We start from the raw sequence: 22,287 nt of genomic DNA on the forward strand, positions 1-22,287 counted from the left end.
ACATGACGAGAATAACCATCGCCGCTCGCCCGCCAACGCGCCGCCATTCGCTCGTGCTGAGCTCCCTGCTGGCGCTCTTCCTCCTGCTGGGGGGTAGCCGGCTGCATGCCCAGACCATCGCGGTCATGGTCAACGGCGAGCCCATCACCAATTTCGACATCGAGCAGCGCTCCAAGCTGAACGCGCTGACCGGCGGCAAGGTCCCCGATCGAAAGGCCGTCCTCGACGATTTGATCGACGAAAAGCTGAAGATCAAGGAAGCCAAGAAGTACGGCGTCGATCCCACCGCCAACGACATCGAGCAGTCCTATGGCGGCATGGCGCAACGGATGCGGCTGTCCAACGACCAGTTGACCAAGGTGCTCGAAAGCAAGGGTATCCGGCCCGATACGCTGAAGCAGCGCATCAGGGCCGACATGGTCTGGACCAGCCTGGTCCGTGGCCGCTTCAAGGAGAGCCTCCAGGTCGGCGAAAAGGACGTCGCGACCGCGGTCAAGGAGACCGGCGATGCCCCCGACGCCGAGGCCTTCGAATACAGGATGCAACCGGTCGTCCTGATCGTGCCGCGCGGCGCGCCGCAGTCGGAATTCGAGGGCCGCCGCAAGGAAGCGGACAGCTTGCGCGAGCGCGTGACCAGTTGCGAGGAGGCCAACACCTTCTTCAAGTCGATGCGCAATGCCGCGATCCGCGAGATCGTGGTGAAGACATCGGCCGACCTGCCGCAGTCGCTGCGCGACATCCTGGACAAGACCCCGGTCGGTCACCTCACCCCTCCCGAGGTCACCAAGCAGGGCATCGAAATGGTTGCCCTTTGCGGCCGGAAGGCCACCACCGTGGACACGCCGAAGAAGCGTGAGATGCGTGACAAGATGTACGTGCAGAAGTACGAGGCGAAGTCGAAGGCCTACCTGCAGGAAGTCCGCAAGGCCGCGATGATCGAATATCCAGGCGGGCGATGATCGACTATCGTTGACGCATGGCCCAACCTCTCGCACTGACATCGGGCGAGCCCGCAGGCATCGGCCCCGACATCACGCTCGCAGCATGGCTGCGGCGCCGCGAGCTCGATCTTCCGCCGTTTTATCTGCTCGGCGACCGCGCCGCGCTGGCCGAGCGCGCCAAGACGCTCGGGCTTGCCGTTGCGTTCGCCGAAGTCAGTGCCGAGGAAGCGTCCGCGGCCTTTGCACGTGCCCTGCCCGTCGTCGCGACCGGCAAGGCGGCGACGGCGCGACCGGGCAAGCCCGACGGGAGCAGCGCCGACGCCGCGCTGGCGTCGATCCGTCAGGCCGTCGCCGATGTCGCGTCGGGCAAGGCCAGCGCCGTCGTCACCAATCCGATCGCCAAGAACGTGCTGTACCGTGCCGGCTTCCGCCATCCCGGCCACACTGAATTTCTCGCCGAGTTGGCCGCGCGCGGCGGGGCTGCGCCGCAGCCGGTGATGATGTTGTGGTCGCCGGCGCTGGCGGTCGTGCCGGTGACGATCCATGTATCGGTGCGCGAGGCACTGGCGCAATTGACCCCCGACCTGATCGTGTCGACCGCGCGGATCGTGCTCGCCGACATGAAGACGCGGTTCGGCCTCGCGGCGCCGCGGCTCGCCATTGCCGGCCTCAACCCGCATGCCGGTGAAGACGGCACGCTCGGCATGGAGGACGTCGAGATCGTCGCACCTGCGGTCGAGATCCTGCGCCGCGAGGGCATTGCCGCCCGCGGCCCGCTGCCCGCCGACACCATGTTCCACGCCGCCGCGCGAAAAACCTATGACTGCGCGCTCTGCATGTATCACGACCAGGCGCTGATCCCGATCAAGACCGTCGCGTTCGAGGATGCCGTCAACGTTACGCTGGGGCTGCCGTTCATCCGGACCTCGCCGGATCACGGCACCGCGTTCGATATCGCCGGCACCGGCAAGGCCAATCCGTCGAGCCTGATCGCCGCGCTGCGGCTCGCCGCGCGCATGGCCGCGGCGTCGAGCTAAGTGAGCGCGATCGACGATCTGCCGCCGCTGCGCGACATCATTCGCGAGCATTCGTTGTCGGCGCGCAAATCGCTCGGCCAGAATTTCCTGCTCGATCTCAACCTCACCGCGCGCATTGCCCGCGCCGCGGGCCCGCTGGAAGATTGCACCGTGATCGAGGTCGGGCCCGGCCCCGGCGGACTGACGCGCGCGCTGCTGGCGATGGGTGCCAAGCGCGTGATCGCGATCGAACGCGACGAGCGTGCGATCGACGCACTCAGCTATATCGTCAAGCGCTACCCCGGCCGCATCGAGATCGTGCATGGCGACGCGCAGCATTTCGATCCGCGTCCGTTGCTTGACGGGGCCAAGGCCAAGATCGTCGCCAACCTGCCCTACAACATCGCAACCCAGCTCTTGGTCGACTGGCTGTCGATCGAGCCGTGGCCGCCCTGGTACGACACCATGGTCTTGATGTTCCAGCGCGAGGTCGCGGAACGGATCGTCGCCCATGAGGACGAGGAGGCCTATGGCCGGCTCGCGGTGCTCGCCAACTGGCGCGCCGAGACCAAGATCCTGTTCGACATCTCGCCCGCAGCCTTCGTGCCGCAGCCGAAGGTGACGTCCTCGGTGGTCCAATTGATCCCGCGCGCCGCGCCCGCCCCGTGCGACCGCCGCCTGCTCGAGCAGGTCGCCGCCGCCGCCTTCGGCCAGCGCCGCAAGATGCTGCGCCAAAGCCTGAAAGCGCTCTCGGCCGATCCGGCCCGGCTGGCGGCCGCAGCCGGTATCGACGCGACACGGCGCGCCGAGACCATCCCGGTCTCGGGCTTTGTTGCCATGGCGAGGGAATTGGCCGATATACGGTCCACAAAATAGAACAACAGGAGAAAACGTAATGGCGCGTATGGTTCGCCAATCCCTCGTCAAATTCGATGCGCCGCTGTGCGAAACCATCATCGACACCCCGAAGCCGCAGGGACGCGAAGTGCTTGTGCGCATCGAGCGCTGCGGCCTGTGCCATTCCGATCTCCACATCCAGGACGGCTACGCCGATCTCGGCGGCGGCAAGAAGCTCGACACCACCCGCGGCATGACCCTGCCCTTCACGCTCGGCCATGAGATCGCAGGTGTCGTCGACGAGGTCGGGCCCGACGCGCCGAAGCATCTGGTCGGCACCAAGAAGGCCGTCTTCCCCTGGATCGGCTGCGGCCAGTGCCGCGACTGCCTCGCCGGCGACGAGAACCTCTGCGTCAAGCAGCGCTTCCTCGGCGTCTCGATCGACGGCGGCTTCGCCACCCATGTGCTGGTGCCCGACGCAAAGTATCTGCTCGATTACGATCCGCTGCCGGTCAACCAGGCCGCCACGCTGATGTGCTCCGGCGTCACCGCCTATGGCGCGCTGAAGCGCCTGGTCGATCGGCCGCGCCAGCGCAACCTGCTGCTGATCGGTCTCGGCGGCGTCGGCATGATGGGCCTGTCGTTCGCGCAGGCGATGTTCAAGCAGCCGATCACGGTTGCCGATCTCAGTCCCGCGGCGCGCGAGACCGCGCTGAAGAACGGTGCGGCGGCGGCCTACGATCCGGCGGAGCCCGATGTCGTCAAGCGCATGCTGAAGGAGAGCGACGGCGGCTTCGACGGCGTCGTCGACTTTGCCGGCAACGAGAAGTCGATGGCGTTTGCGGTGTCGACGGTGGCACGCGGCGGCAAGATCGTGGTGTCCGGCCTGATGGGCGGCCAGTTCACGCTGCCGATGGTGCAGTGGGTCTACAAGCGCATGACCATCGAAGGCTTCATGGTGGGCACGCTGGCCGAAGGCCAGGAGCTGATGGCGCTCGCGCGCGCCGGCAAGATCAAGCCGACGCCGATGAAGGAAGAGCCGATGTCCGACGTCCAGAAATGGATCGACGAGCTGCGCGCCGGCAAGGTCGTGGGACGCATCGTCCTGAAGAATTAAAGCATGGTCCGGAAAAGCGTGTAGCGGTTTTCCCTCGCGACAAACGCGGAGCGTTTGCGCGGAAATCATGCTCTTAGGACGCTAAAGCGCGTCATCGCGCTTTAGCCGACGTCCCGCCGGCCTCGCCCGACAACAGGGGGAGGACGCGAATGAGGAGGACACGTTCGATCGGGGCATGGGCGGCGCTCGCGCTCGCCCTCGCCATCGTGCCGGCCCTTGCGCAAAAGCGTTATGGGCCCGGTGTCACCGACAGTGACATCAAGATCGGCACCACGACGCCCTATAGCGGTCCGGCGTCGGCCTATTCGGCCGGCGCGATCTCGATCACCGCCTTTTTCGCGATGATCAACGATCAGGGTGGCGTCAACGGCCGCAAGATCAACTTCATCAGCCTCGACGATGCCTACAGCCCGCCCAAGACTGTCGAGCAGATCCGCCGCCTGATCGAGAGCGACGAGGTGCTGTTCCTGGTCAACCCGGTCGGCACCGCGCCCAACATGGCCGTGGTGAAATACATCAACCAGAAGCAGGTGCCGCATCTGTTCGTCGGATCCGGCGCCACGATCTTCAACGATCCCGCGCATTATCCGTGGACGATGAGCTGGACGCCGCATTACGCGTCCGAGGGCGAGATCTACGCCAAGTACATTCTGTCGACGCTGCCGGACGCGAAGATCGGCATCCTCGCGCAGAACGACGATCTCGGCCGCGACTACATCCTGGGCTTCAAGCGCGGGCTCGGCGACAAGGCCGCGTCGATGATCGTGTCGCAGCAGGCCTACAACACCAGCGATCCCACCGTGGATTCGCAGATCGTGTCGCTGAAGGCCGCGGGCGCCAATGTGCTGTTCATCGCCGCGGTGCCGAAATTCGCGGCGCAGGCGATCCGCAAGGCCTACGATATCGACTGGCACCCGCAGGAATTCCTTTCCAGCGTCGGCTCCTCGATCGCGGGTGCGATCCGTCCCGCGGGCTTCGAGGCCGCCAGGGGCGTGATTTCGGCGGCCTATCAGAAGGACCCCGCCGATCCGCAGTGGAAGGACGATCCGGCCATGCAGGCCTGGAACGTCTGGATGGACAAGTACAACCCGCATGTCGACAAGAGCGACTATTACGCACCCTACGGCTACAACATCGGCTATGCGGTGGTGCAGATCCTCAAGCAGTGCGGCAACGAACTGACGCGCGAGAACGTCATGAAGCAGGCTTCGCATCTCGACATGGAGTTGCCGCTGCTGCTGCCCGGCATCCGCCTGCGCACCTCGCCGACCGATTTGCGGCCGATCAAGCAAATGCGCCTGGTCCGCTTCAACGGCGAGCGCTACGTGCTGTTCAGCGATGTGCTCGAAAGCAACTGAACCCGCTTGCAATCGGTCCTCGGCCACCGGCTCGCCGCAATTGCGACGCGCTACGAGCCTCAATTAAGCCCTACCCGTTCCGGATTTGCGGCGCATTGCGACCCAACTCTTTACCGAGATTGGCGTCACCAGCGTTTGCGTAAAAAAGAATACCGGGGACGCGTATGTCAAATCGTTCAGCGAAATTCGCTGCGGCGCTTGCCGCCAGCATTGTGGCCGGGGCCAACTTCGGCGCCGTGGCCCAGAACGCCGCCACGCCGGCGGAAACCAATACGGCGAATGCCAAGACGGCCGACACCTGTCAGTCCGGGCCGAAGGGAACGGCGCCGGCGGGGAGCCACTGGTTCTATCACCTCGACCGCAGCACCCAGAAGAAATGCTGGTACCTCGGTGATGCCAGGAACAAGGTTGTCGCCAAGACCGCCACGGCGCAGCAGCAGCCCGCGGCCGCGCCCGACACCGCGACAGCCGACGCAGCGCCGCCACCGAGCCAGCCGGCGCCGGCAGCGCAGCCGGCGCCGCAACCGACGATGCGCAAATCGGTTGCCAACGCCCATGCCGAATGGCCCTCGCAGCAGGCTGCCGCCCCCGTCGCAAGCCCCGATGCAGGCCAGGCTGGCGGCACGCCGGCGCCGACCGATTCGGCGGCATCAGCCGCACCTGCCGGCGCGAACGCCCAGCCATCGGACGTCAACGCCAGGTGGCTGGACGCATCGAGCATGGCCGGAACCAACGGCACCCGGCACGCCGCGGACCAGCCGACCGTGGTCGCGCAGGCCGACACGACGCCGCAGCAAGCGGCCGCGCCGGCACCAGCGGCCCCCGCTGCGGCCGAGGCGCCCGCAGACAAGTCATCGTCCTCGACCCAGATGCTGCTGATCGTGATGATCGGTGCGCTCGCGCTGGCCGGCCTGGTCAGCGCGCTGGTGTTCCGCCTGACGCGCACGCGGACGCCGCCCTACCAGATCAAGGACGAGTGGCAGGCGCCCTGGGATTCGCTGCACACCGAGCCGGCGCCGCCGATGGCGTTGGTCAGCCGCGACCGTCCGTTGCGCCTGTCGGAGGCCACCCCGCGCCGTGCCGAGACCCCGATTCCGCGCCGCGCCGAGACGCCGGCGCCGCATCGTGAGGCGGCACGTGATCCGGCCCAGACCGAGCAGGACAACCGGCAGATCGCGGCGATGCTGCAGCGGTTGGCGCGCAGCGCGGCGAACTAGAGCCGTTTCCGTTCCGATGGAATCGGAACGGGGGTGATGCGATCCCCTGCGATCGCATCACCATCCCGCAGCGTTACTTCTCGAGCTGGCGTCGCAGGTCGCGTACGAACTCGGTCAAGCCCGTTCTCCGCTGGCGCTTGAGCCGTTCGGCCTTCAGAATCGACTGCACTTCAGCAAATGCGTCGTCGACGTTCTGATTGACCACGATGTAGTCGTATTCGGCCCAATGGCTCAGTTCGTCGGAAGCCCGGCTCATCCGCCCACGGATGACCTCCTCCGAGTCCTGTGCCCGCGTATGCAAGCGCTTCTCAAGGTCGGCCGCCGACGGCGGGAGGATGAAGACCCTCACGACGTCGGTCTCCGATTTCTGGTGCAGTTGTTGCGTACCCTGCCAGTCGATGTCGAACAGAACGTCCTGTCCTACCGACAGTGCCGCCTCGACCGGCGCGCGCGGCGTGCCGTACAGATTGTCGAATACCGTCGCCCATTCGAGCAATTCATCCTGCTTGACCATCGCTTCGAACGTCTGCCGGTCGACGAAGAAATAGTCGCGACCGTCGACCTCCCCCGGACGCCGCGCCCGCGTCGTCGCCGACACCGACATTTTCAGGCCCGGCTCGCGCTCGAGCAGCATGCGCGACAGCGTCGTCTTGCCGGCGCCAGAAGGCGACGACAGCACGAACATCAGTCCGCGCCGCTCTACGCCGTCAAAACCCTGCGCCGTCATCATTCACTCCAGATTCTGGACCTGTTCGCGGAACTGCTCGACCACGTTCTTCATCTCAAGCCCGGTATTGGTCAGCTCGACGTCGTTCGACTTCGAGCAGCAGGTGTTGACCTCGCGGTTGAATTCCTGGGCGAGGAAGTCGAGCCGCCGCCCGACCGGGCCGCCCTTGCCGATCATCTCGCGCGCCTGGGTGATGTGCGAGGCGATGCGGTCGAGCTCCTCGCGGATATCGGCCTTGGTCGCGATCAAGATCGCCTCCTGGCTGAGCCGGTCGGCGTCGAAGCGATCGGAGGTCTCGAGCAGGGCCGCGATCTGCTCGGCGAGCCGCGCCTTGATCGCGTCGGGCTTGCGGCCGGGCGCAGCCTCTGCGCGCCTGGCGAGCCGCTCGATCTCGTCCATCCGCTGCATCAGGATCTGGCCCAGCGCATCGCCCTCGCGGCGGCGCATTTCGACGAGGCTCGCGAGCGCCTGCTCGAAGGCCATCGCAGCCGCCTCGCGCGCCGCCTTGTCCTCGTCCTCGTTGCTCTCGGGCTCGACCACCTCGATGACGCCCTTGATGCCGAGCAATCCGTCGATGCTCGGCGCCACCGCGTCGATGCGTTGCGCGAGCTCACCCGCGACCTTCACTACGGCGGCCAGCACGTCCTCGTTGATGCGGATGGTCTGCGCCGCGTCGGTGCGCTTGACGCTCAGATTGGCGTAGACCGTGCCGCGCGACAGCACCTCGCCGGCGCGTTTCTTGGCCAGCGCCTCCAGCTCGTCCCAGCCGGGCGGCAGCCGCAGCCGCAGGTCAAAGCCCTTGGCGTTGACCGATTTCAGCTCCCACTCGAACGTATAGGGACCGCTCGCGCCATGGCTTCGGGCAAAGCCAGTCATGCTCGACAGCGCCATCGCGTGAAACTCTCCAACAGAATGATTTGAGACTCACCCCGAGCCTGCGGGACTCGTGAGCGGCCGGTGCGATCTTAAGACGGATTCCGTGAAAGTGGAATTACGTCCACTTCCGGGAAACGAGAAGTTAGCGCTGCACGACGGGCGGCGAGGTGGTCTGCTGGGCTGCGCCCTGGCGACCGCTGCGCGGCGGCTTCTTCTGATTGGTGGGCTTCGGCGGCGTGGTCGCCGTGGGATTGGTGTCCGCTGCGCCCGGCGCCGCGGCGGCAGGCGCCGGATCATCCGCAGGCTCGACGGTGTCGTTCTGGATCTGCTTTTCCGAGGCGCGCAGCTTGGCAACGTTCTTGGCGTGCTGGTCGTAGGTCTCGGTGAAGGCGTGGCCGCCGGTTCCGTCGGCAACGAAGAACAGGTCGCGGGTGCGCGCCGGATTGGCGGTCGCCTCCAGCGAGGCGCGGCCGGGATTGGCGATCGGTCCGGGCGGCAGGCCGTCGATCACATAGGTGTTGTAGGGCGACGGCTGCGTGATCTCGCTGCGCTTGATCGGCCGTCCCAGCGTGCCCTTGCCGCCGACCAGCCCGTAGATGATGGTCGGGTCGGATTGCAGCTTCATGCGCTGGCGCAGGCGATTGACGAACACGGCGGCGACGCGGCTGCGCTCGTCGGCACGGCCGGTTTCCTTCTCGACGATCGAGGCAAGCGTCACCAGCTGGTCCGGCGACTTCAGCGGGGTATCGGTATTGCGGCGTTCCCAGATCTCCGCGAGCACGCGCTTCTGCGCCTGCTGCAAGCGCTGGATCACCTGATCGCGCGTGGTGCCGCGCGGGAATTTGTAGGTCTCCGGCAAGAGCGTCCCCTCGCGCGGGATCTCGCGCACCGAGCCGGTGAAGATGTCGTTGTCGGAGAGCCGCGACACGATCTGCTCGGAGGTCAGGCCCTCGGGAATCGTGATGGCGTGCTGCACCACCTTGCCGTCGACGATGGTGGCGATGACGTCGCGCAGGCTGGCGTTCTTCTGGAACGAATATTCGCCAGGCTTGAGATCGGAGCTCGCCTTCAGCGCAAACACGCCGCCGATGAAGACCCACGGATTGACGTTGATCACGCCCTCGCGCGACAGCACGTCGGCGATGTCGCGCTTGCCGGCGCGCGCGGGGATGTTGACGATCTTGTCTTCCTGCAGCGGTCCCGGCGATTCCAACGCCTGCTTGCCGTAGTAGTACGTCGCGCCGGCGCCGAGCATCAGGATGATCAGGATCGTGAAGATGGCATTGCCGACGATCACGAAGGGATTGCGGGCGCGATCCGAACGCTTGGGCGGCGGCGGAACCTGTTCGGGCTCCAGCGCCGCGCGGGGACTCCTCGGTGAAATGGGCGGCCTCTCACTCATCGATGCAAACCAATATCCTGCCGGTTGAATCGTGGCCGGACAAACCCCTGTCCCGCCAATAGCATACGCCCGCTATTAGGAGTCACCGCGGAATACGGCAAAACGGTGGACTAGTTGTAAAGACCTACTAATTGGTCACGCGCTGCACGATCACGGAGGCGTTGGTGCCGCCGAAACCGAAGGAATTGGACAGCGCCACATTGACGTCACGCTTGCGCGACGTGTGTGGCACGAGATCGATCGCGGTTTGCACCGACGGATTGTCGAGATTGATGGTCGGCGGCACCACATTATCGCGAATCGCCAGGATCGCGAAGATCGCCTCGATCGCGCCGGCCGCACCGAGCAGATGCCCGGTCGCGGACTTGGTCGACGACATCGAAACCTTGGAAGCCGCATTGCCGAGCAGACGCTCGACCGCGCCGAGCTCGATCTCGTCGCCGACCTGCGTCGAGGTGCCGTGCGCATTGATGTAGTCGAGATCGGATGCGGCAAGGCCGGCGCGCTTCAGCGCCATGCTCATGCTGCGGAAGCCGCCATTGCCGTCCGGCGGCGGCGACGTGATGTGGAAGGCATCGCCCGACAGGCCGTAGCCGGTGACCTCGGCATAGATCTTGGCGCCGCGCCGCTTGGCGTGCTCGTACTCCTCGAGCACCAGGATGCCGGCGCCCTCGCCCATCACGAAGCCGTCGCGATCCTTGTCGTAGGGCCGCGATGCCTTGGTCGGGTTGTCGTTGAAGCCGGTGGACAGCGCCCGCGCCGCGCAGAAGCCGGCAATGCCGATGCGCGAGATCGGCGATTCGGCGCCGCCCGCAACCATCACCTCGGCGTCGCCGAGCGCGATCAGCCGCGCCGCGTCGCCGACCGCATGCGCGCCGGTCGAGCACGCCGTGACGACGGCGTGATTGGGACCCTTCAGGCCGTGCTCGATCGAGACATAACCGGACGCCAGATTGATCAGGCGGCCCGGAATGAAGAACGGCGAGACCCGGCGCGGCCCGCGCTCCTTCAGCAGCACCGCGGTCTCGGCGATGCCGGTGAGGCCGCCGATGCCGGAGCCGATCATCGTGCCGGTGGCGAACTGGTCCTCGTCGGAGGTCGGATGCCAGTTGGCATCATCAAGCGCCTGCTTGGCCGCGCACATCGCATAGAGGATGAAATCGTCGACCTTGCGCTGGTCCTTCGGCTCCATCCACTGATCGGGATTGAAGGTGCCATTGGAGCCGTCGCCGCGCGGAATGTAGCAGGCGATCTGGCTCGGCAGGTCCGACACCTCGAAGGTGTCGATCTTCTTGCCGCCGCTGTCTCCGGCGAGGATACGCGCCCAAGTTGCGTCAACGCCGCAGCCGAGCGGTGTAAGCATGCCCAGCCCCGTGACGACAACTCGTCTCATTTCCACGTCTCCGGCCAGCAATGCGCGGCTAATAGTAAGAAGCCGGGGGACCGCTCGACCGCGGTCCGTCCGGCCCCGTCAACTTCGCGATCGGCGTCAGCTCTTCGCGTTCTTCTCAAGAAACTTGGTCGCGTCGCCGACGGTCAGGATCGTCTCCGCCGCATCGTCCGGAATCTCGCAACCGAATTCTTCTTCGAAAGCCATCACGAGCTCGACCGTGTCGAGGCTGTCGGCGCCGAGGTCATCGATGAAGCTCGCGCTATCGACCACCTTCTCGGGCTCGACACCAAGGTGCTCGACCACAATCTTCTTAACCCGCTCGCCAATCTCACTCATCGTTCAACCTCGTTGTTCCATTGGACCCGACCCCAAGACGATACGAGCCATCGTGGTCGTCTCGATTACTCAGTCGCGCATAGTCTTGATTCGGCCCGGTCGTAGCCGACTAAAGCCCCGGCGAACGGCAGGCGTCGCCACGCCAATATACAGGGTTTCAAAATCCTGCAATGGCGTTCTTCGCCCATCCACGGGGGGTTCAGCTACCATACTTCCAAAGCCTTGACTACACGCCTGAACCGGCTCCCGAAACCGGCTTTTCGCCGCATTGCGAGAACCGGTAAGTAGCTCAAATCATGGCCATCCCACCGTTGACGTGAATCGTCTGCCCGGTGACGTAGGCGGCCTCGTTGGAGGCCAGATAGACCGCCGCTGCGGCGATATCCTCGGGCGTTCCAAGCCGCGCCGCAGGAACCTTGGCCAGGATGGCTTCGCGCTGCTTGTCGTTCAGCGCATCGGTCATCGGCGTCTTGATGAAACCCGGCGCGATGCAGTTCGCGGTCACGCCGCGCTTGGCGTATTCGGCCCCCAGCGTCTTGATCAGGCCGATGATGCCGGCCTTCGACGCGGTGTAATTGCCCTGCCCCGGATTGCCGGTGACGCCGACGATCGAGGTGATCGCGATGATGCGGCCGAAGCGCTTGCGCATCATCAGTTTGGTCGCGGCGCGCGCGAGGCGGAAGGTCGCGGTCAGGTTGACCGCGATGACGTCGTCCCAATCTTCGTCGCGCAGCTGCACGAACAGATTGTCGCGGGTGATGCCGGCATTCGCGATCAGGATGTCGACCTGGCCCATCGCGGCTTCCGCCGCCGGCACCAGCGCCTCGACATCGTCCTTGCTGGAGAGATTGCACGGCAGCACGTGCACGCGCTCGCCGAGCTTGGCCGCGAAGCCGTCCAGCACCTCGCGCCGCGTCCCCGAAATCGCCACCGTCGCGCCCTGCGCATGCAGCGCCTGCGCGATCGCGCCGCCGATACCGCCGGTTGCGCCCGTGACGAGCGCGGTCTTGCCAGTCAGATCAAACATCGAATTCTCCTTCCGGCTCTTTACGCCGACGCTGCCAGCGCATCCCTGGCCGCAGCAATATCGTTCGGACCGCCGACGGACACGCCGACCGCGCCGTCGGCGATGCGCTTGACGAGGCCGCTCAGCACCTTGCCGGCGCCGATCTCGAAGAACCGCGTCACGCCCTGCCCGGCCATATAGGCGACCGACTCGCGCCAGCGAACCGTGCCCGTGACCTGCTCGATCAGGCGGCGGCGGATCTCGTCGGGGTCGGTGATCGCGGAGGCCAGCACGTTGCAGACCAGCGGCGCCGCGGGCGCCTTGATGGTGACGGCGGACAGCGCCTGCGCCATCGCATCGGCCGCCGGCTGCATCAGCTTGCAGTGGAACGGGGCCGACACTGGCAGCAGCATCGCGCGTTTTGCCCCTTTGGTCTTGGCGATCTCGACCGCGCGATCGACCGCCGCCTTGTCGCCGGAGACCACCACCTGGCCACCGCCATTGTCGTTGGCGGCCTGGCAGACCTGGCCCTGCGCCGCTTCATTGGCGACCGCAACCGCCGCCTCGTAGTCGAGGCCAAGCAGCGCGGCCATCGCACCGGCGCCGACCGGCACCGCCTTCTGCATCGCAAGCCCGCGGGTGCGCAGCAGCCGCGCGGTATCGCTGACGGTCAGGCTGCCGGCGGCGGCCAGCGCCGAATACTCGCCGAGCGAGTGTCCGGCGACGAAGGCCGCGTCACGGCCGACCGAGAAGCCGGCCTCGCTCTCCAGCACCCGCAAGGTGGCGATCGAGACCGCCATCAGCGCCGGCTGGGCATTTTCGGTGAGTTGCAGCGTGTCGCCCGGACCATCCCAGATGATCGCGGTCAGCTTCTCGCCCAGCGCGGCATCGACCTCGTCGAACACCGCCTTGGCGACCGGAAAGGCGTCGGCCAGGGCCTTGCCCATGCCAACCGCCTGCGAGCCCTGCCCGGGAAACGTAAATGCTGCCGTCATCGGCGATCCCTACCTTGTTGAGCGTGATCCCCGCGCAAGCGCCTCGCCTGCCGCAGGGGAAAACGGTATCCGCCTCGCGCGATGCGCGCCACAGCGGGTCCAAGCCGATCCCTTGCAACCAATCCTTGCAACCGGCTCCGGACCGGGCCGTAAGACACTGATGGGGGGCGCGCTGTCAAGCCGCGCGGCAGGAACCCTGGGGATGCCGGACGGGTTCGGCGCTAAAATCCGCCGGCATTCTGGTCGGCATTAACCTTGCCGCCGGCCCGCGCCCGGCGGGCGCTGTTGACCAGCTGGCCCGGACGATCCTCATGGGCGGGCCTGGCGGTCGCCAGCCGCAGCACGGCCGCGTAGCCCGGCTGCACCTCCATCCGCCCGGCATAGCGGCTTCCGCTCAGGATGCGGTGGACGCGCGGCAGGTTATAGCAAGGCACGTAGAACAGCAGATGATGCTCGAGGTGATAGTTCACGTAATACGGCGCGATGAACAGCCGCTCGAGGATATTGGCCCGCGTGGTGCGGGTGTTGCGCAGGGGATCGGAGCTGTCAGGCACGACGGCATGTTCGGCGATGTTGCGGATCCGCGTGATCACCATCATCCAGGTCAAGAGCGGCACCAGCCATAGCAGCGGGTAAGCCCACCACACGCCCGCGGCGGCAAGGCCCGCGAACAGCAGCGCGTTGGTGACGCATTGCGGCCCGAGCTTCTGCCAGAAGTTGGCGGCGCGCCGCGACAGCGGCCACTCCTTCGGCCCGATCGCATTGAGCAATTGCGCCTTGCGCTGCTGGTAGCCGGTCTGTCCGGTGATGTCGCGGAAGAACTTCCGGCGGTAGCTCATCTTCGTGATCGGAAACGGCGCCGACAGCACGAGATCCGGATCATCCTCCTGCTGCGTCCGCGCGTGATGCTGCAGATGATAGCGGCGATAGCCGCGGGTTTCCGCGAAGATCGGATACGCACAGAACCACTGGCTCAGCGTGAGATTGGTCTTCTCGTCGGCCGAGAGACAGCCATGCGCGCCGTCATGCATCAGGATGGCAAGGCCGAGCTGGCGCGAGCCGATGATCGCAACCGCCAGCAGATAGGTCAGCGGATTGGGCCACCATGCGACCATCGCGATTGCGCCGATGATCAGCACCCAGGCATGCGCGATCAGGGCCACGCCCTTCCACGTCGTGCGCTCGCGCACGGACACAAGCTCGTCTTCGGTCAGGAAATCGCGGGCACGCATGCGCAGCGCGGTCATGAACTGGTCTCCCCGTCCGTTGAAGTGCTGGGATCGCCGACCAGGCGCAGGCGCGTCGTGTCAGCAGCCGGTGTCGATGTTGCCTGCTCGCCGAGCGCGCGCAGCAATTCGCGACACATTTCCTCGGCGCCGCGCCCCATCGCAAAACCCTCGACGATCACGCCGATCGCAATCGCCCAGAAGCGCCGCGAGCTCTCCTCGGGCGCGCGCAGCGAGCGCCAGCCGTGACGCTCGACCTGGCCCGCATAGGCGCGCGCGCCTTCGCTGTGCAGACGCTCGATGGTGCGCTCGACCAGCGGCGCGAGATCCTGTCGGCGCCGCGTCAACGTCAGGGCCTCGGCGAAGAAGGCGACCGTGTCGGTCGCGGTCACGGTTTCCGCCAAAGCGTGCGTGTACTCCCGCGGCGTGTGGGCCTTCAGGGCCGCCTGCTCGGTCGCGCGCGCGAGATAGAGCATGTCGCGGCTGGCGGCTTCGACGAACAGCGCCTCCTTGGTGCGGAAGTAATAGGTAATCTGGCTCGGGAAGGCGTCCGCGGCCGCGGCGATATCGGAGATCGAGGTGCCCGACAGCCCGCGCTCCTTGAACAGGCGGCTGGCCGCATCGAGCAGCAGCGAGCGCATCTTGCGCCCCGCCGACCGTGTCGCGCGCACCGCGTGTTTCGGATCGGGCGCAGGCATGCCGCTGGCGGTCTCCGAACCCATTGATCGTCCTCCCGAGATATTTGTATGATATACAAACAAAGAAATCAACGGGAAATGGCCGAAAGTTGCGTCAGCCTGCCCGGAGGGCTACGCCCTCCTGCAAATCCAGCGGCCGAGACCGGCTGCGCATGCTTGCTTTCGCGGCCAAAATCCGTATAAGCGCGCCATTCGTGGGCTCCGGCCGGGAGCTGAACGGACGGTCTCAGCAAACTCACGCGTTGATTTCCTCACCCGTTGATTTTGATGTGGCAGGGCCAGTCGGCCCGTCGTCCCGTGCTCCCGCCTTCTGAGCAGCTCGAGTCCTTTCCGAAGGTCTCGAAGGGCTTGTCGCCGGAAACCGCGCCAACACAGGAAAGGACAACCATGCCTCTTTACGAGCATGTTTTTTCTCGCGCGTCAGGATGCGAGCACCCAGCAGGTGGATGAACTGACGGCCCAGATGACGGGCATTGTCGAACAGGGCGGCGGCAAGGTCACCAAGACCGAGAGCTGGGGCGTGCGCTCCCTCACCTACCGCATGAACAAGAACCGCAAGGCACATTTCGTGCTGATGAACATCGACGCTCCGTCGGCTGTCGTCACCGAGATCGAGCGCCAGGAGCGGATCAACGAAGACGTCATCCGTTACCTCACCGTGCGCGTCGAAGAGCACGAGGAAGGCCCGTCCGCGATGATGCGCAAGGCCGACCGTGATCGCGAGCGCGATGACCGTGGCGGCGGCTTCCGTGGCGACCGCGAAGGCGGTTTCCGTGGTGACCGCGAGGGCGGCGGCTTCCGTGGCGACCGTGGTCCGCGCCGTCCGCGCGACGAAGAAGCTGCGACCGAGGAGTAATGAATCATGGCTGATGCTGGTGCCCGCCGTCCGTTTTTCCGTCGTCGCAAGTCCTGCCCGTTCACGGGCGCGAATGCGCCGAAGATCGACTACAAGGATTCCAAGCTGCTGATGCGTTACGTCTCCGAGCGCGGCAAGATCGTGCCGAGCCGCATCACGGCCGTGTCCGCCAAGAAGCAGCGTGAGCTCGCCCGCGCCATCAAGCGCGCGCGCTTCCTCGGCCTGCTGCCCTACGTGATCCGCTAATCGTTTCCGGCCGGCGGCATAAGCCGCCGGCCGCTTTATTCTCATAAGGCTTCCGGGTCGTCCGGTCGCCGATGGTTGGGGTTCTCGAGAGAGGACCCCTAACCGCTCAAAGGGGGCGGGACAGCTGATGATCGGGATCTTCACCGTTGCACTTGCCGCCGGCGCCGCGTCGGCGTTGATGTTCGCCTCGATCAGTTCGGGCGCGGCAATCTCGATACTGCTGTTCTATCTCGCACCGCTGCCGGTCATGGTGGCGGCGCTCGGCTGGAGCCCGCTTGCCGCCGCCATCGGCGGTGTCGGTGCGGCATCCGTGCTCGGCGCGATCTTCGGACTTCCCCACAGCATCGCATTTGCAATGATGGTCGCTGTGCCCGGCTGGTGGCTCGGCCATCTCGCGTTGCTCGGCCGGCCGATCGAGGCCGCAGCGGGCGATAGCGCCACGCAACAGCTGCCTGCGCTTGAATGGTATCCCGTCGGCCGCATCCTGCTCTGGATCGCAGGCCTCGCAATCATCACGACGGCCGCCGCGCTGCTCACGCTCGGCACCGATACCGACACGATCACCGGCACGTTGCGGCGTGGCCTGCTCAAGATGCTCAGCGCTGGTGACCAGGGCCAGCCCAGTGGAGAGATCGAACGGCTGGTCGACGTCCTGGTGATCTTCGCGCCGCTCGCGGCAACGGTCATCGCGATGATCACGCTGACGCTGAACCTGTGGCTGGCCGGCAAGATCACCCAAACCTCAGGTCGGCTGAACCGGCCGTGGCCGGAACTCCGCACCACCGCACTTCCCGCCATGACGCTGGTCGCGCTGCTGGTGGCCGCAGCCCTCAGTTTCGTCGGCGGCATGCTGGCGCTGCTGGCGCAGATCGTCACGATGGCACTCGTGATCACCTATGCGCTGGTCGGCTTCGCGGTGCTGCATACGCTGACGCTGTCGCTTGCCAGCCGCGGCTTCTGGCTCGGCGGCATCTACGCCGTGGTCGTCATGTTCGGCTGGCCGATCGTGGCGATCTTCGCGCTCGGCATCGCCGACGCTGTGCTCGGATTGCGCCAGCGCTATCTGCAAACCAGACCGCCGCCTTTGCCGGCGGAGTGAGATTCGATCCAACCACTTAAACCGATACTTAGCATCTCAAAGGAGAACGAAAATGGAAGTCATTCTGCTCGAACGCGTTGCCAAGCTTGGCCAGATGGGCGAAGTCGTGCGCGTCAAGGACGGGTTCGCCCGCAATTTCCTGCTGAAGCGCGGCAAGGCCCTGCGCGCCACCGAGGCGAACCGCGCCAAGTATGACGGCATGAAGGCCGAGCTCGAGGCCAACAACATCAAGGCCAAGGGCGAAGCCGCCAAGGTCGCCGAGAAGATCGACGGCCGCGACATCGTCATCATCCGCCAGGCGTCCGAATCCGGCCAGCTGTTCGGCTCGGTCACCGTGCGCGACATTGTCGCCGCGCTGGCGACCGATGGCGTGACGGTGTCCCGGCCGCAGGTCTGGCTCGACTCGCCGATCAAGGTGATCGGCCAGCAGAAGGTGACGATCGCGGTTCACCCCGAGGTCGAGGCCAGCGTCACCGTGACGGTCGCCCGCTCCGCCGACGAGGCCGAGCGCATCAAGCGCGGCGAGGATATCTCGACCCGCCAGGAAGACCAGGACGCCGCTGCCGAGGCGCTTGCCGCCGCCGGCGAGTTCTTCGATCCGGAAGCCCAGCACGACGACGAAGCCGCACCGGCTCCGGCTGCCGAAGAGAAGTAAGCCTCTCTCCATCGCTCAACAGACTGAAGCCCGGCCCTCATCAGGCCGGGCTTTGGATTCGTGCCGCCGCCTGATCGTCGAGCATTGCGATCGAGGCCAGGGCGGTCGCGGTGTGCTTCTCCTTGCCGTCAATGATGCAGAACACGTCGGCCGCGACGACCGCGACCTGGCGTCCCGGCTTGATCACGCGCGCGCGGCAGATCAGCCGATCGCCCGACGCCGGCGACAGCAGGTTCAATTTGTACTCCGCCGTCAGCGCCGGCTGGCCGCGCGACGTCGCCGCCGCGATCGTGGTGGCATTGTCGACCAGGAACGCCGTCACGCCGCCGTGGAACAGGCCGTGCTGCTGCAACAGCTCCGGCCGGCGGTCGACCGCGAGCGTGCATGACCCGCGCGACAGTTCGGCCACTTCAGCACCGACCAGACCCATGAAACCCTGACGGCCGACATTGTCGCGAATCCGCGTCGCGATCGGCGCGAAGTCCGGATCGATCCCGCTCATGATGTCCCTCCTGCTCGCCCCGGCGCACCCGGCGCCACCACCGCGCGGATCGCACACGCGATCAGCGTCTCGACCTGCTCGCGCGGATCGCCGGTGTGGCGGCCCGACAGATAGGCGCGGCAGAAGATCTGCGCCGGCCCGATGATCTGGCTGAAGAACAGCATTGGTGTCATCGGCAGCAATTCGCCGCGCGCCAGCAGCGGCGCGCGCCAGCGCTCGATGGCCTCGGCGAGCCGCGAATTCTCGCTGCGCTGCGCGCCGCGCACTTCCTCGCCCCACTCGCTGCGCGAAATCTCGAACAGGAAGCGCGCCTCGCGCCTGGACGTCACGACCCAGTCGAGATGGGCGTGGATCAGCCGCGCGACGCCTTCGCTGGCGCCGTGCGTATCGTTGAGGGAGGTGATGATCGCGGCGTGATAGGCCTGCAGGATTTCCAGGAACAGGGTTCCGGCGAGCTGCTTCTTCGAGGTGAAGAAGTGGAAGAAGCTGCCGTTGGAGGCACGGGCGCGGGAGCGGATCTCGGCGACCGTGGCGCCCTCGAAGCCATCGCGATCGAACACCGCCAATCCCGCCGCCAGCAGATCCTCGCGTGCCGTGCTCACTTCGCCTCTCCACCTAGATCAATACTCTAGAGCTTTGCTCTAGCGGCGGTCAAACGAAAACGCCGGGCCTCATGGGTCCGGCGTCGGCGATTACTTCGAGCTTGGCGCCTCCGGCGGACCGGAGCCTGGCGTCGTCGGGGGCGGCGGTGGCGGCGGCGCGGTCGCGGTCACCGGCGGCGCGGCGGGTGCCGGAGACGCGGCAGCGGCGGGCTCGGGTGCGGCCGGCGCCGGCGTGACCTGCGGAACCGGGTCGGAGCGCAGGGCAGAAGGCTCGCTGCTGCTCTTCGGCGCATCAAGCTTGGCCGCGTCGGGCTGGCTGGCAGGTCTCGCCGGCTTCTCGGCCTCGCCCTTGTCTTCGTGCCTCACAGCCGTCTGGGCCTTTGGCTCGTCGCTGGAGGTCTCGCCCTTCGGCGCCTCCTCCGACTTCGGCTCGTCGAGCGGCTTGCCGCGACGGCCGTGCTTCTGGCGCAACGGCTTGCCCTCGCTTGCGGCCTGCGGCGGCTGGCCGTCCTCCGGCTTGGCGCCCTCCGGCGTTTCGGTCGGGCGGGCCATGCGCCGGCCGCGGTGGCCCTGACGGCCCTCGCCCGGCGCCTGGGTCAGACCATCGGCATCCGGCTTTGCACCTTCCTGTGCCGCGCCCTGATGCTGCCGGCGCGACGGACGTTCGGAGGCCTGCTCCGGAGACTGGATTGCCTCCTGCCTGCCTTCCCTGCCCTTGGCTCCCTTGGGCTGATCCTTGGCCTGGTAACGTGGGTCGTTGGCACCGTTCGAAATCAGATAGGACGACAGCACGCCGGCCATGTCGCTCGATGTGGTGTAGTGCTGGCGCAGGAAGCCCGGCAGCGAGCCGGCCGGAACGGTCTTCAGCAGGCCGCGCGGGCTCTTGTGGCAGGCCGTGCAGGTGTTCGCGAAGATCTGGGAGGGGCTTTTGCCGGCCTCGAGGTTTTGTGCGCGCACCGACCCGGCCGACAGGCCAATCAGAAGCGTCACCGTCGCCAGACTGAGGGCTCGGCTCAACATTCCTTAAGTCTCCAGATTCCGGAAAAATCGCCGCCTGCACCTGATGGATCGGCTGCGGCGGTCACCTTTTAGACGATTATCGCGCGAATGGAAGCACGCGCGTGACGCATCCACGCAATTGTCACATTTTGGAATATCGGCTTTGAGCACAACGCAATAGCGCGATCCAATTCCCTGCCTATGTTTAGTTTGGGGACACATTGGAGTGATCAGCTCCGGTGGTGTCGGTGTGCAGCTTGCCGTTCCGTTGGTGTCTCGATGGACCGATTGTTGCGATACTTCTTGGGGCGCTTTATCCGCCGCGGTTCGATCACGTTCACGACCGCGAGCGGCGCTCAATTCACATGCGGCGACGGCACCGGCATTCCGGCGGCCGCACGCTTCACGACCAGGGCGGCCCAAGCCCGCGTGCTGGTCGATCCCGAACTTTATCTCGGCGAAGCCTTCATGGACGGCACGTTCGTGGTGGAACAAGGCAGCATCGCCGATGTGCTGGCCGTCCTGATGGGCCAGGCGGCCATGTTGCCGAACTTTGCCAGGCTGCAGGCCTGGCTGCGCTTCCTCGGGCGGCGCGCCCAGCAGATCAACGTGCGCGGCCGCTCCAGAAGCAATGTCGCCCGCCATTACGACCTCGACGGCCGCCTCTATTCGCTCTTCCTCGACGCCGACAAGCAATATAGCTGCGCCTATTTCGAGACCCCGGAGGCGACGCTGGACGACGCCCAGCTCGCCAAGAAGCGCCACCTTGCGGCAAAACTGCTGATCAAGCCCGGCCACCGCCTGCTCGATATCGGTTCCGGCTGGGGCGGGCTCGGGCTCTATCTTGCAGAGATGAGCGGTGCTGATGTCACCGGCGTCACGCTGTCGACCGAGCAGCTGCAGATCTCCAACGCCCGGTCCGCGGAGCGGAACCTGTCGCAATCGGCGCGCTTCCTGATGCAGGACTACCGCGACATCCCCGGCCCCTTCGACCGCATCGTCTCGGTCGGCATGTTCGAACATGTCGGGGTCGCCTATTACGAGACCTTCTTCAAGCGCTGCGCCGAGTTGCTGAGCGACGATGGTGTGATGCTGCTGCATTCGATTGGCCGCTCGACCGGCCCCGATGTCACCAGCCCCTGGATCCGCAAATACATCTTCCCCGGCGGCTACATCCCGGCCCTGTCCGAGGTGATGCCGGCGATCGAGAAGGCCGGCTTGCTGATCTGCGACATGGAGATCCTGCGGCTGCACTATGCCGAGACGCTGAAGGCGTGGCGCGAGCGCTTCATGGCGCGGCGCGAGGAGGCCGTGCGGCTTTACGACGAAGCCTTCGCCCGGATGTGGGAGTTCTATCTCGCTGCCGCGGAGATGTCGTTCCGGGTGCAGAACATGATGAACTTCCAGCTCCAGCTCACCAAGCGCCAGGGCATCGTCCCGATGACCCGCGACTATATCGGGCGCGAGGAAGCCCGGCTGCGGCTGAAGGAGGCCGACGCCGCCAAGCCCCGGCTGCAACTCGCCGGCGAGTAAACCCGACAGGATGGGTGCTGTCAGTTGCGGAGGCTGTAGGCCGACCCGCAATGGGCGAAGGTCGAGGCCGGACGCGCCAGATGGGCCGCGGCGGCCGAGATCAGCTTGGCGTCGCAAGGAGCTTTCCGGACCTCCGGACGCGCCGCCTGCTCCATGGCATCGACAAGCGCGACCAGCCAGCGGCGGTCCACACCGCCTGCCCGGCCAACCCTCGATCGCGCTGTCTGAAACTCTTGAGCCATCGCCGCCGTATCTTCCCTGAGCGGATACAACCCGAAATCCGCCGGGTCGTTCCCGCGATCCTTGCTGCAAAGAAAGTGCAGCAGGTGTGATCTGCTTCACAAAGGTCTGTCCCGGGCTGTCGTAGTGGTCCGGAATGACCCGAGAAACGCACCAGACGATGTTGGACCCGCAGCGCGATATCGCGACCGACTACGCCCTGATCGCCACCGGCGTGGTGGCCGCCTTGGTTGCGCTGGCTTTCCTCATCCTGATCTGAAGGAACCGGGGCCAGCCGCCGCCTCGCCTCTGCATGGGTCGGCTCGCGCCCAAAAAGGTTCAGGCTGCGTCCGGTTTTCGCCAACGACATTCCTGATCGGCCGCCCTCCGCCCGATCCTGGGCGAAACCCCGTCAAGCGGAATGCATCCGG

General features: G+C 66.0%; 24 protein-coding genes and 1 pseudogene. 12 read left to right on the plus strand and 13 right to left on the minus strand.

The window, feature by feature from the left end; translation table 11 throughout:
* The first annotated feature begins 2 nt into the window (after window positions 1-2).
* From ACVW17_RS29805 to ACVW17_RS29830, 6 genes are all read left to right on the plus strand, one after another.
* Window positions 3-959: a SurA N-terminal domain-containing protein gene (locus ACVW17_RS29805; RefSeq protein WP_456755182.1), complete on the plus strand. Its 957-nt coding sequence runs from the start codon at window positions 3-5 to the stop codon at window positions 957-959.
* Between the two features lie 17 nt (window positions 960-976).
* A complete protein-coding gene (gene pdxA, locus ACVW17_RS29810) occupies window positions 977-1,978 on the plus strand; it encodes a 4-hydroxythreonine-4-phosphate dehydrogenase PdxA (RefSeq protein WP_456755183.1) in 1,002 nt (333 codons plus the stop codon).
* Window positions 1,979-2,833 carry a 16S rRNA (adenine(1518)-N(6)/adenine(1519)-N(6))-dimethyltransferase RsmA gene (gene rsmA / locus ACVW17_RS29815; RefSeq protein ID WP_456755184.1) on the plus strand — a complete coding sequence of 285 codons (855 nt, stop codon included), beginning with the start codon at window positions 1,979-1,981 and terminating at the stop codon, window positions 2,831-2,833.
* A 19-nt stretch (window positions 2,834-2,852) separates the two neighbouring features.
* On the plus strand, window positions 2,853-3,911 hold the full coding sequence (locus tag ACVW17_RS29820; RefSeq protein WP_456755185.1) for an alcohol dehydrogenase: 1,059 nt from the start codon (window positions 2,853-2,855) through the stop codon (window positions 3,909-3,911).
* 149 nt (window positions 3,912-4,060) lie between these two features.
* A complete protein-coding gene (locus ACVW17_RS29825) occupies window positions 4,061-5,269 on the plus strand; it encodes an ABC transporter substrate-binding protein (RefSeq protein WP_456798195.1) in 1,209 nt (402 codons plus the stop codon).
* 164 nt (window positions 5,270-5,433) lie between these two features.
* Window positions 5,434-6,486 (plus strand): hypothetical protein, encoded by a 1,053-nt coding sequence (locus ACVW17_RS29830; protein ID WP_456798196.1) that lies wholly within the window; start codon window positions 5,434-5,436, stop codon window positions 6,484-6,486.
* Between the two features lie 73 nt (window positions 6,487-6,559).
* Here the strand turns inward: ACVW17_RS29830 and gmk are convergent, their stop codons facing one another.
* The 9 genes from gmk to ACVW17_RS29875 all read right to left on the minus strand — a co-directional run bounded on the left by gmk (window position 6,560) and on the right by ACVW17_RS29875 (window position 15,169).
* Window positions 6,560-7,213, minus strand: coding sequence for a guanylate kinase (gmk, locus tag ACVW17_RS29835; RefSeq protein WP_456755188.1), 654 nt, complete (start codon window positions 7,211-7,213; stop codon window positions 6,560-6,562).
* A gap of 3 nt (window positions 7,214-7,216) precedes the next feature.
* Window positions 7,217-8,104, minus strand: coding sequence for a YicC/YloC family endoribonuclease (locus ACVW17_RS29840; protein WP_456755189.1), 888 nt, complete (start codon window positions 8,102-8,104; stop codon window positions 7,217-7,219).
* 127 nt (window positions 8,105-8,231) lie between these two features.
* The gene (gene mltG / locus ACVW17_RS29845; RefSeq protein WP_456755190.1) at window positions 8,232-9,491 is read right to left on the minus strand and encodes an endolytic transglycosylase MltG; all 1,260 of its coding nucleotides are present in this window, start codon (window positions 9,489-9,491) and stop codon (window positions 8,232-8,234) included.
* Window positions 9,492-9,618: 127 nt separating this feature from the next.
* Complete coding sequence (gene fabF, locus ACVW17_RS29850; RefSeq protein ID WP_456755191.1) at window positions 9,619-10,884, minus strand: beta-ketoacyl-ACP synthase II; 1,266 nt, start codon at window positions 10,882-10,884, stop codon at window positions 9,619-9,621.
* A 96-nt stretch (window positions 10,885-10,980) separates the two neighbouring features.
* Complete coding sequence (locus tag ACVW17_RS29855; protein ID WP_002716125.1) at window positions 10,981-11,220, minus strand: acyl carrier protein; 240 nt, start codon at window positions 11,218-11,220, stop codon at window positions 10,981-10,983.
* Between the two features lie 289 nt (window positions 11,221-11,509).
* The gene (fabG, locus tag ACVW17_RS29860) at window positions 11,510-12,247 is read right to left on the minus strand and encodes a 3-oxoacyl-[acyl-carrier-protein] reductase (RefSeq protein ID WP_018271293.1); all 738 of its coding nucleotides are present in this window, start codon (window positions 12,245-12,247) and stop codon (window positions 11,510-11,512) included.
* 20 nt (window positions 12,248-12,267) lie between these two features.
* A complete protein-coding gene (gene fabD / locus ACVW17_RS29865; RefSeq protein ID WP_456755192.1) occupies window positions 12,268-13,221 on the minus strand; it encodes an ACP S-malonyltransferase in 954 nt (317 codons plus the stop codon).
* A 221-nt stretch (window positions 13,222-13,442) separates the two neighbouring features.
* Window positions 13,443-14,468, minus strand: coding sequence for a fatty acid desaturase family protein (locus ACVW17_RS29870; protein ID WP_456755193.1), 1,026 nt, complete (start codon window positions 14,466-14,468; stop codon window positions 13,443-13,445).
* A complete protein-coding gene (locus ACVW17_RS29875; RefSeq protein ID WP_456755194.1) occupies window positions 14,465-15,169 on the minus strand; it encodes a TetR/AcrR family transcriptional regulator C-terminal domain-containing protein in 705 nt (234 codons plus the stop codon). The genes ACVW17_RS29870 and ACVW17_RS29875 overlap by 4 nt, the downstream gene beginning before the upstream one ends.
* A 363-nt stretch (window positions 15,170-15,532) precedes the next feature.
* Here ACVW17_RS29875 and rpsF point away from each other — a divergent pair.
* The 4 genes and pseudogenes from rpsF to rplI all read left to right on the plus strand — a co-directional run bounded on the left by rpsF (window position 15,533) and on the right by rplI (window position 18,001).
* Window positions 15,533-16,001, plus strand: a pseudogene (rpsF, locus tag ACVW17_RS29880) (30S ribosomal protein S6).
* A 6-nt stretch (window positions 16,002-16,007) separates the two neighbouring features.
* On the plus strand, window positions 16,008-16,247 hold the full coding sequence (gene rpsR, locus ACVW17_RS29885) for a 30S ribosomal protein S18 (protein ID WP_016844287.1): 240 nt from the start codon (window positions 16,008-16,010) through the stop codon (window positions 16,245-16,247).
* Window positions 16,248-16,374: 127 nt separating this feature from the next.
* Window positions 16,375-17,346 carry a hypothetical protein gene (locus tag ACVW17_RS29890; RefSeq protein WP_456755195.1) on the plus strand — a complete coding sequence of 324 codons (972 nt, stop codon included), beginning with the start codon at window positions 16,375-16,377 and terminating at the stop codon, window positions 17,344-17,346.
* Window positions 17,347-17,398: 52 nt separating this feature from the next.
* Window positions 17,399-18,001: a 50S ribosomal protein L9 gene (gene rplI / locus ACVW17_RS29895; protein WP_456755196.1), complete on the plus strand. Its 603-nt coding sequence runs from the start codon at window positions 17,399-17,401 to the stop codon at window positions 17,999-18,001.
* 40 nt (window positions 18,002-18,041) lie between these two features.
* Here the strand turns inward: rplI and ACVW17_RS29900 are convergent, their stop codons facing one another.
* The 3 genes from ACVW17_RS29900 to ACVW17_RS29910 form a co-directional block, all read right to left on the minus strand.
* Window positions 18,042-18,503: a PaaI family thioesterase gene (locus tag ACVW17_RS29900; RefSeq protein WP_456755197.1), complete on the minus strand. Its 462-nt coding sequence runs from the start codon at window positions 18,501-18,503 to the stop codon at window positions 18,042-18,044.
* Complete coding sequence (locus tag ACVW17_RS29905; protein WP_456755198.1) at window positions 18,500-19,105, minus strand: TetR/AcrR family transcriptional regulator; 606 nt, start codon at window positions 19,103-19,105, stop codon at window positions 18,500-18,502. The genes ACVW17_RS29900 and ACVW17_RS29905 overlap by 4 nt, the downstream gene beginning before the upstream one ends.
* 90 nt (window positions 19,106-19,195) lie before the next feature.
* Window positions 19,196-20,125: a hypothetical protein gene (locus ACVW17_RS29910; RefSeq protein WP_456755199.1), complete on the minus strand. Its 930-nt coding sequence runs from the start codon at window positions 20,123-20,125 to the stop codon at window positions 19,196-19,198.
* A gap of 258 nt (window positions 20,126-20,383) precedes the next feature.
* Here ACVW17_RS29910 and ACVW17_RS29915 point away from each other — a divergent pair, with 258 nt between their 5' ends.
* Entirely contained in the window at window positions 20,384-21,637 is a 1,254-nt protein-coding gene (locus tag ACVW17_RS29915) for a class I SAM-dependent methyltransferase (RefSeq protein ID WP_456755200.1), read from the plus strand.
* Window positions 21,638-21,657: 20 nt separating this feature from the next.
* On the opposite strand, the gene ACVW17_RS29920 is transcribed toward ACVW17_RS29915, so the two are convergent.
* A complete protein-coding gene (locus tag ACVW17_RS29920; RefSeq protein WP_456798197.1) occupies window positions 21,658-21,828 on the minus strand; it encodes a hypothetical protein in 171 nt (56 codons plus the stop codon).
* A gap of 185 nt (window positions 21,829-22,013) precedes the next feature.
* Here ACVW17_RS29920 and ACVW17_RS29925 point away from each other — a divergent pair, with 185 nt between their 5' ends.
* Complete coding sequence (locus tag ACVW17_RS29925; RefSeq protein WP_283812622.1) at window positions 22,014-22,136, plus strand: hypothetical protein; 123 nt, start codon at window positions 22,014-22,016, stop codon at window positions 22,134-22,136.
* The last annotated feature ends 151 nt before the right edge of the window (window positions 22,137-22,287 follow it).

This window comes from Bradyrhizobium sp. USDA 4473 (assembly GCF_054063335.1).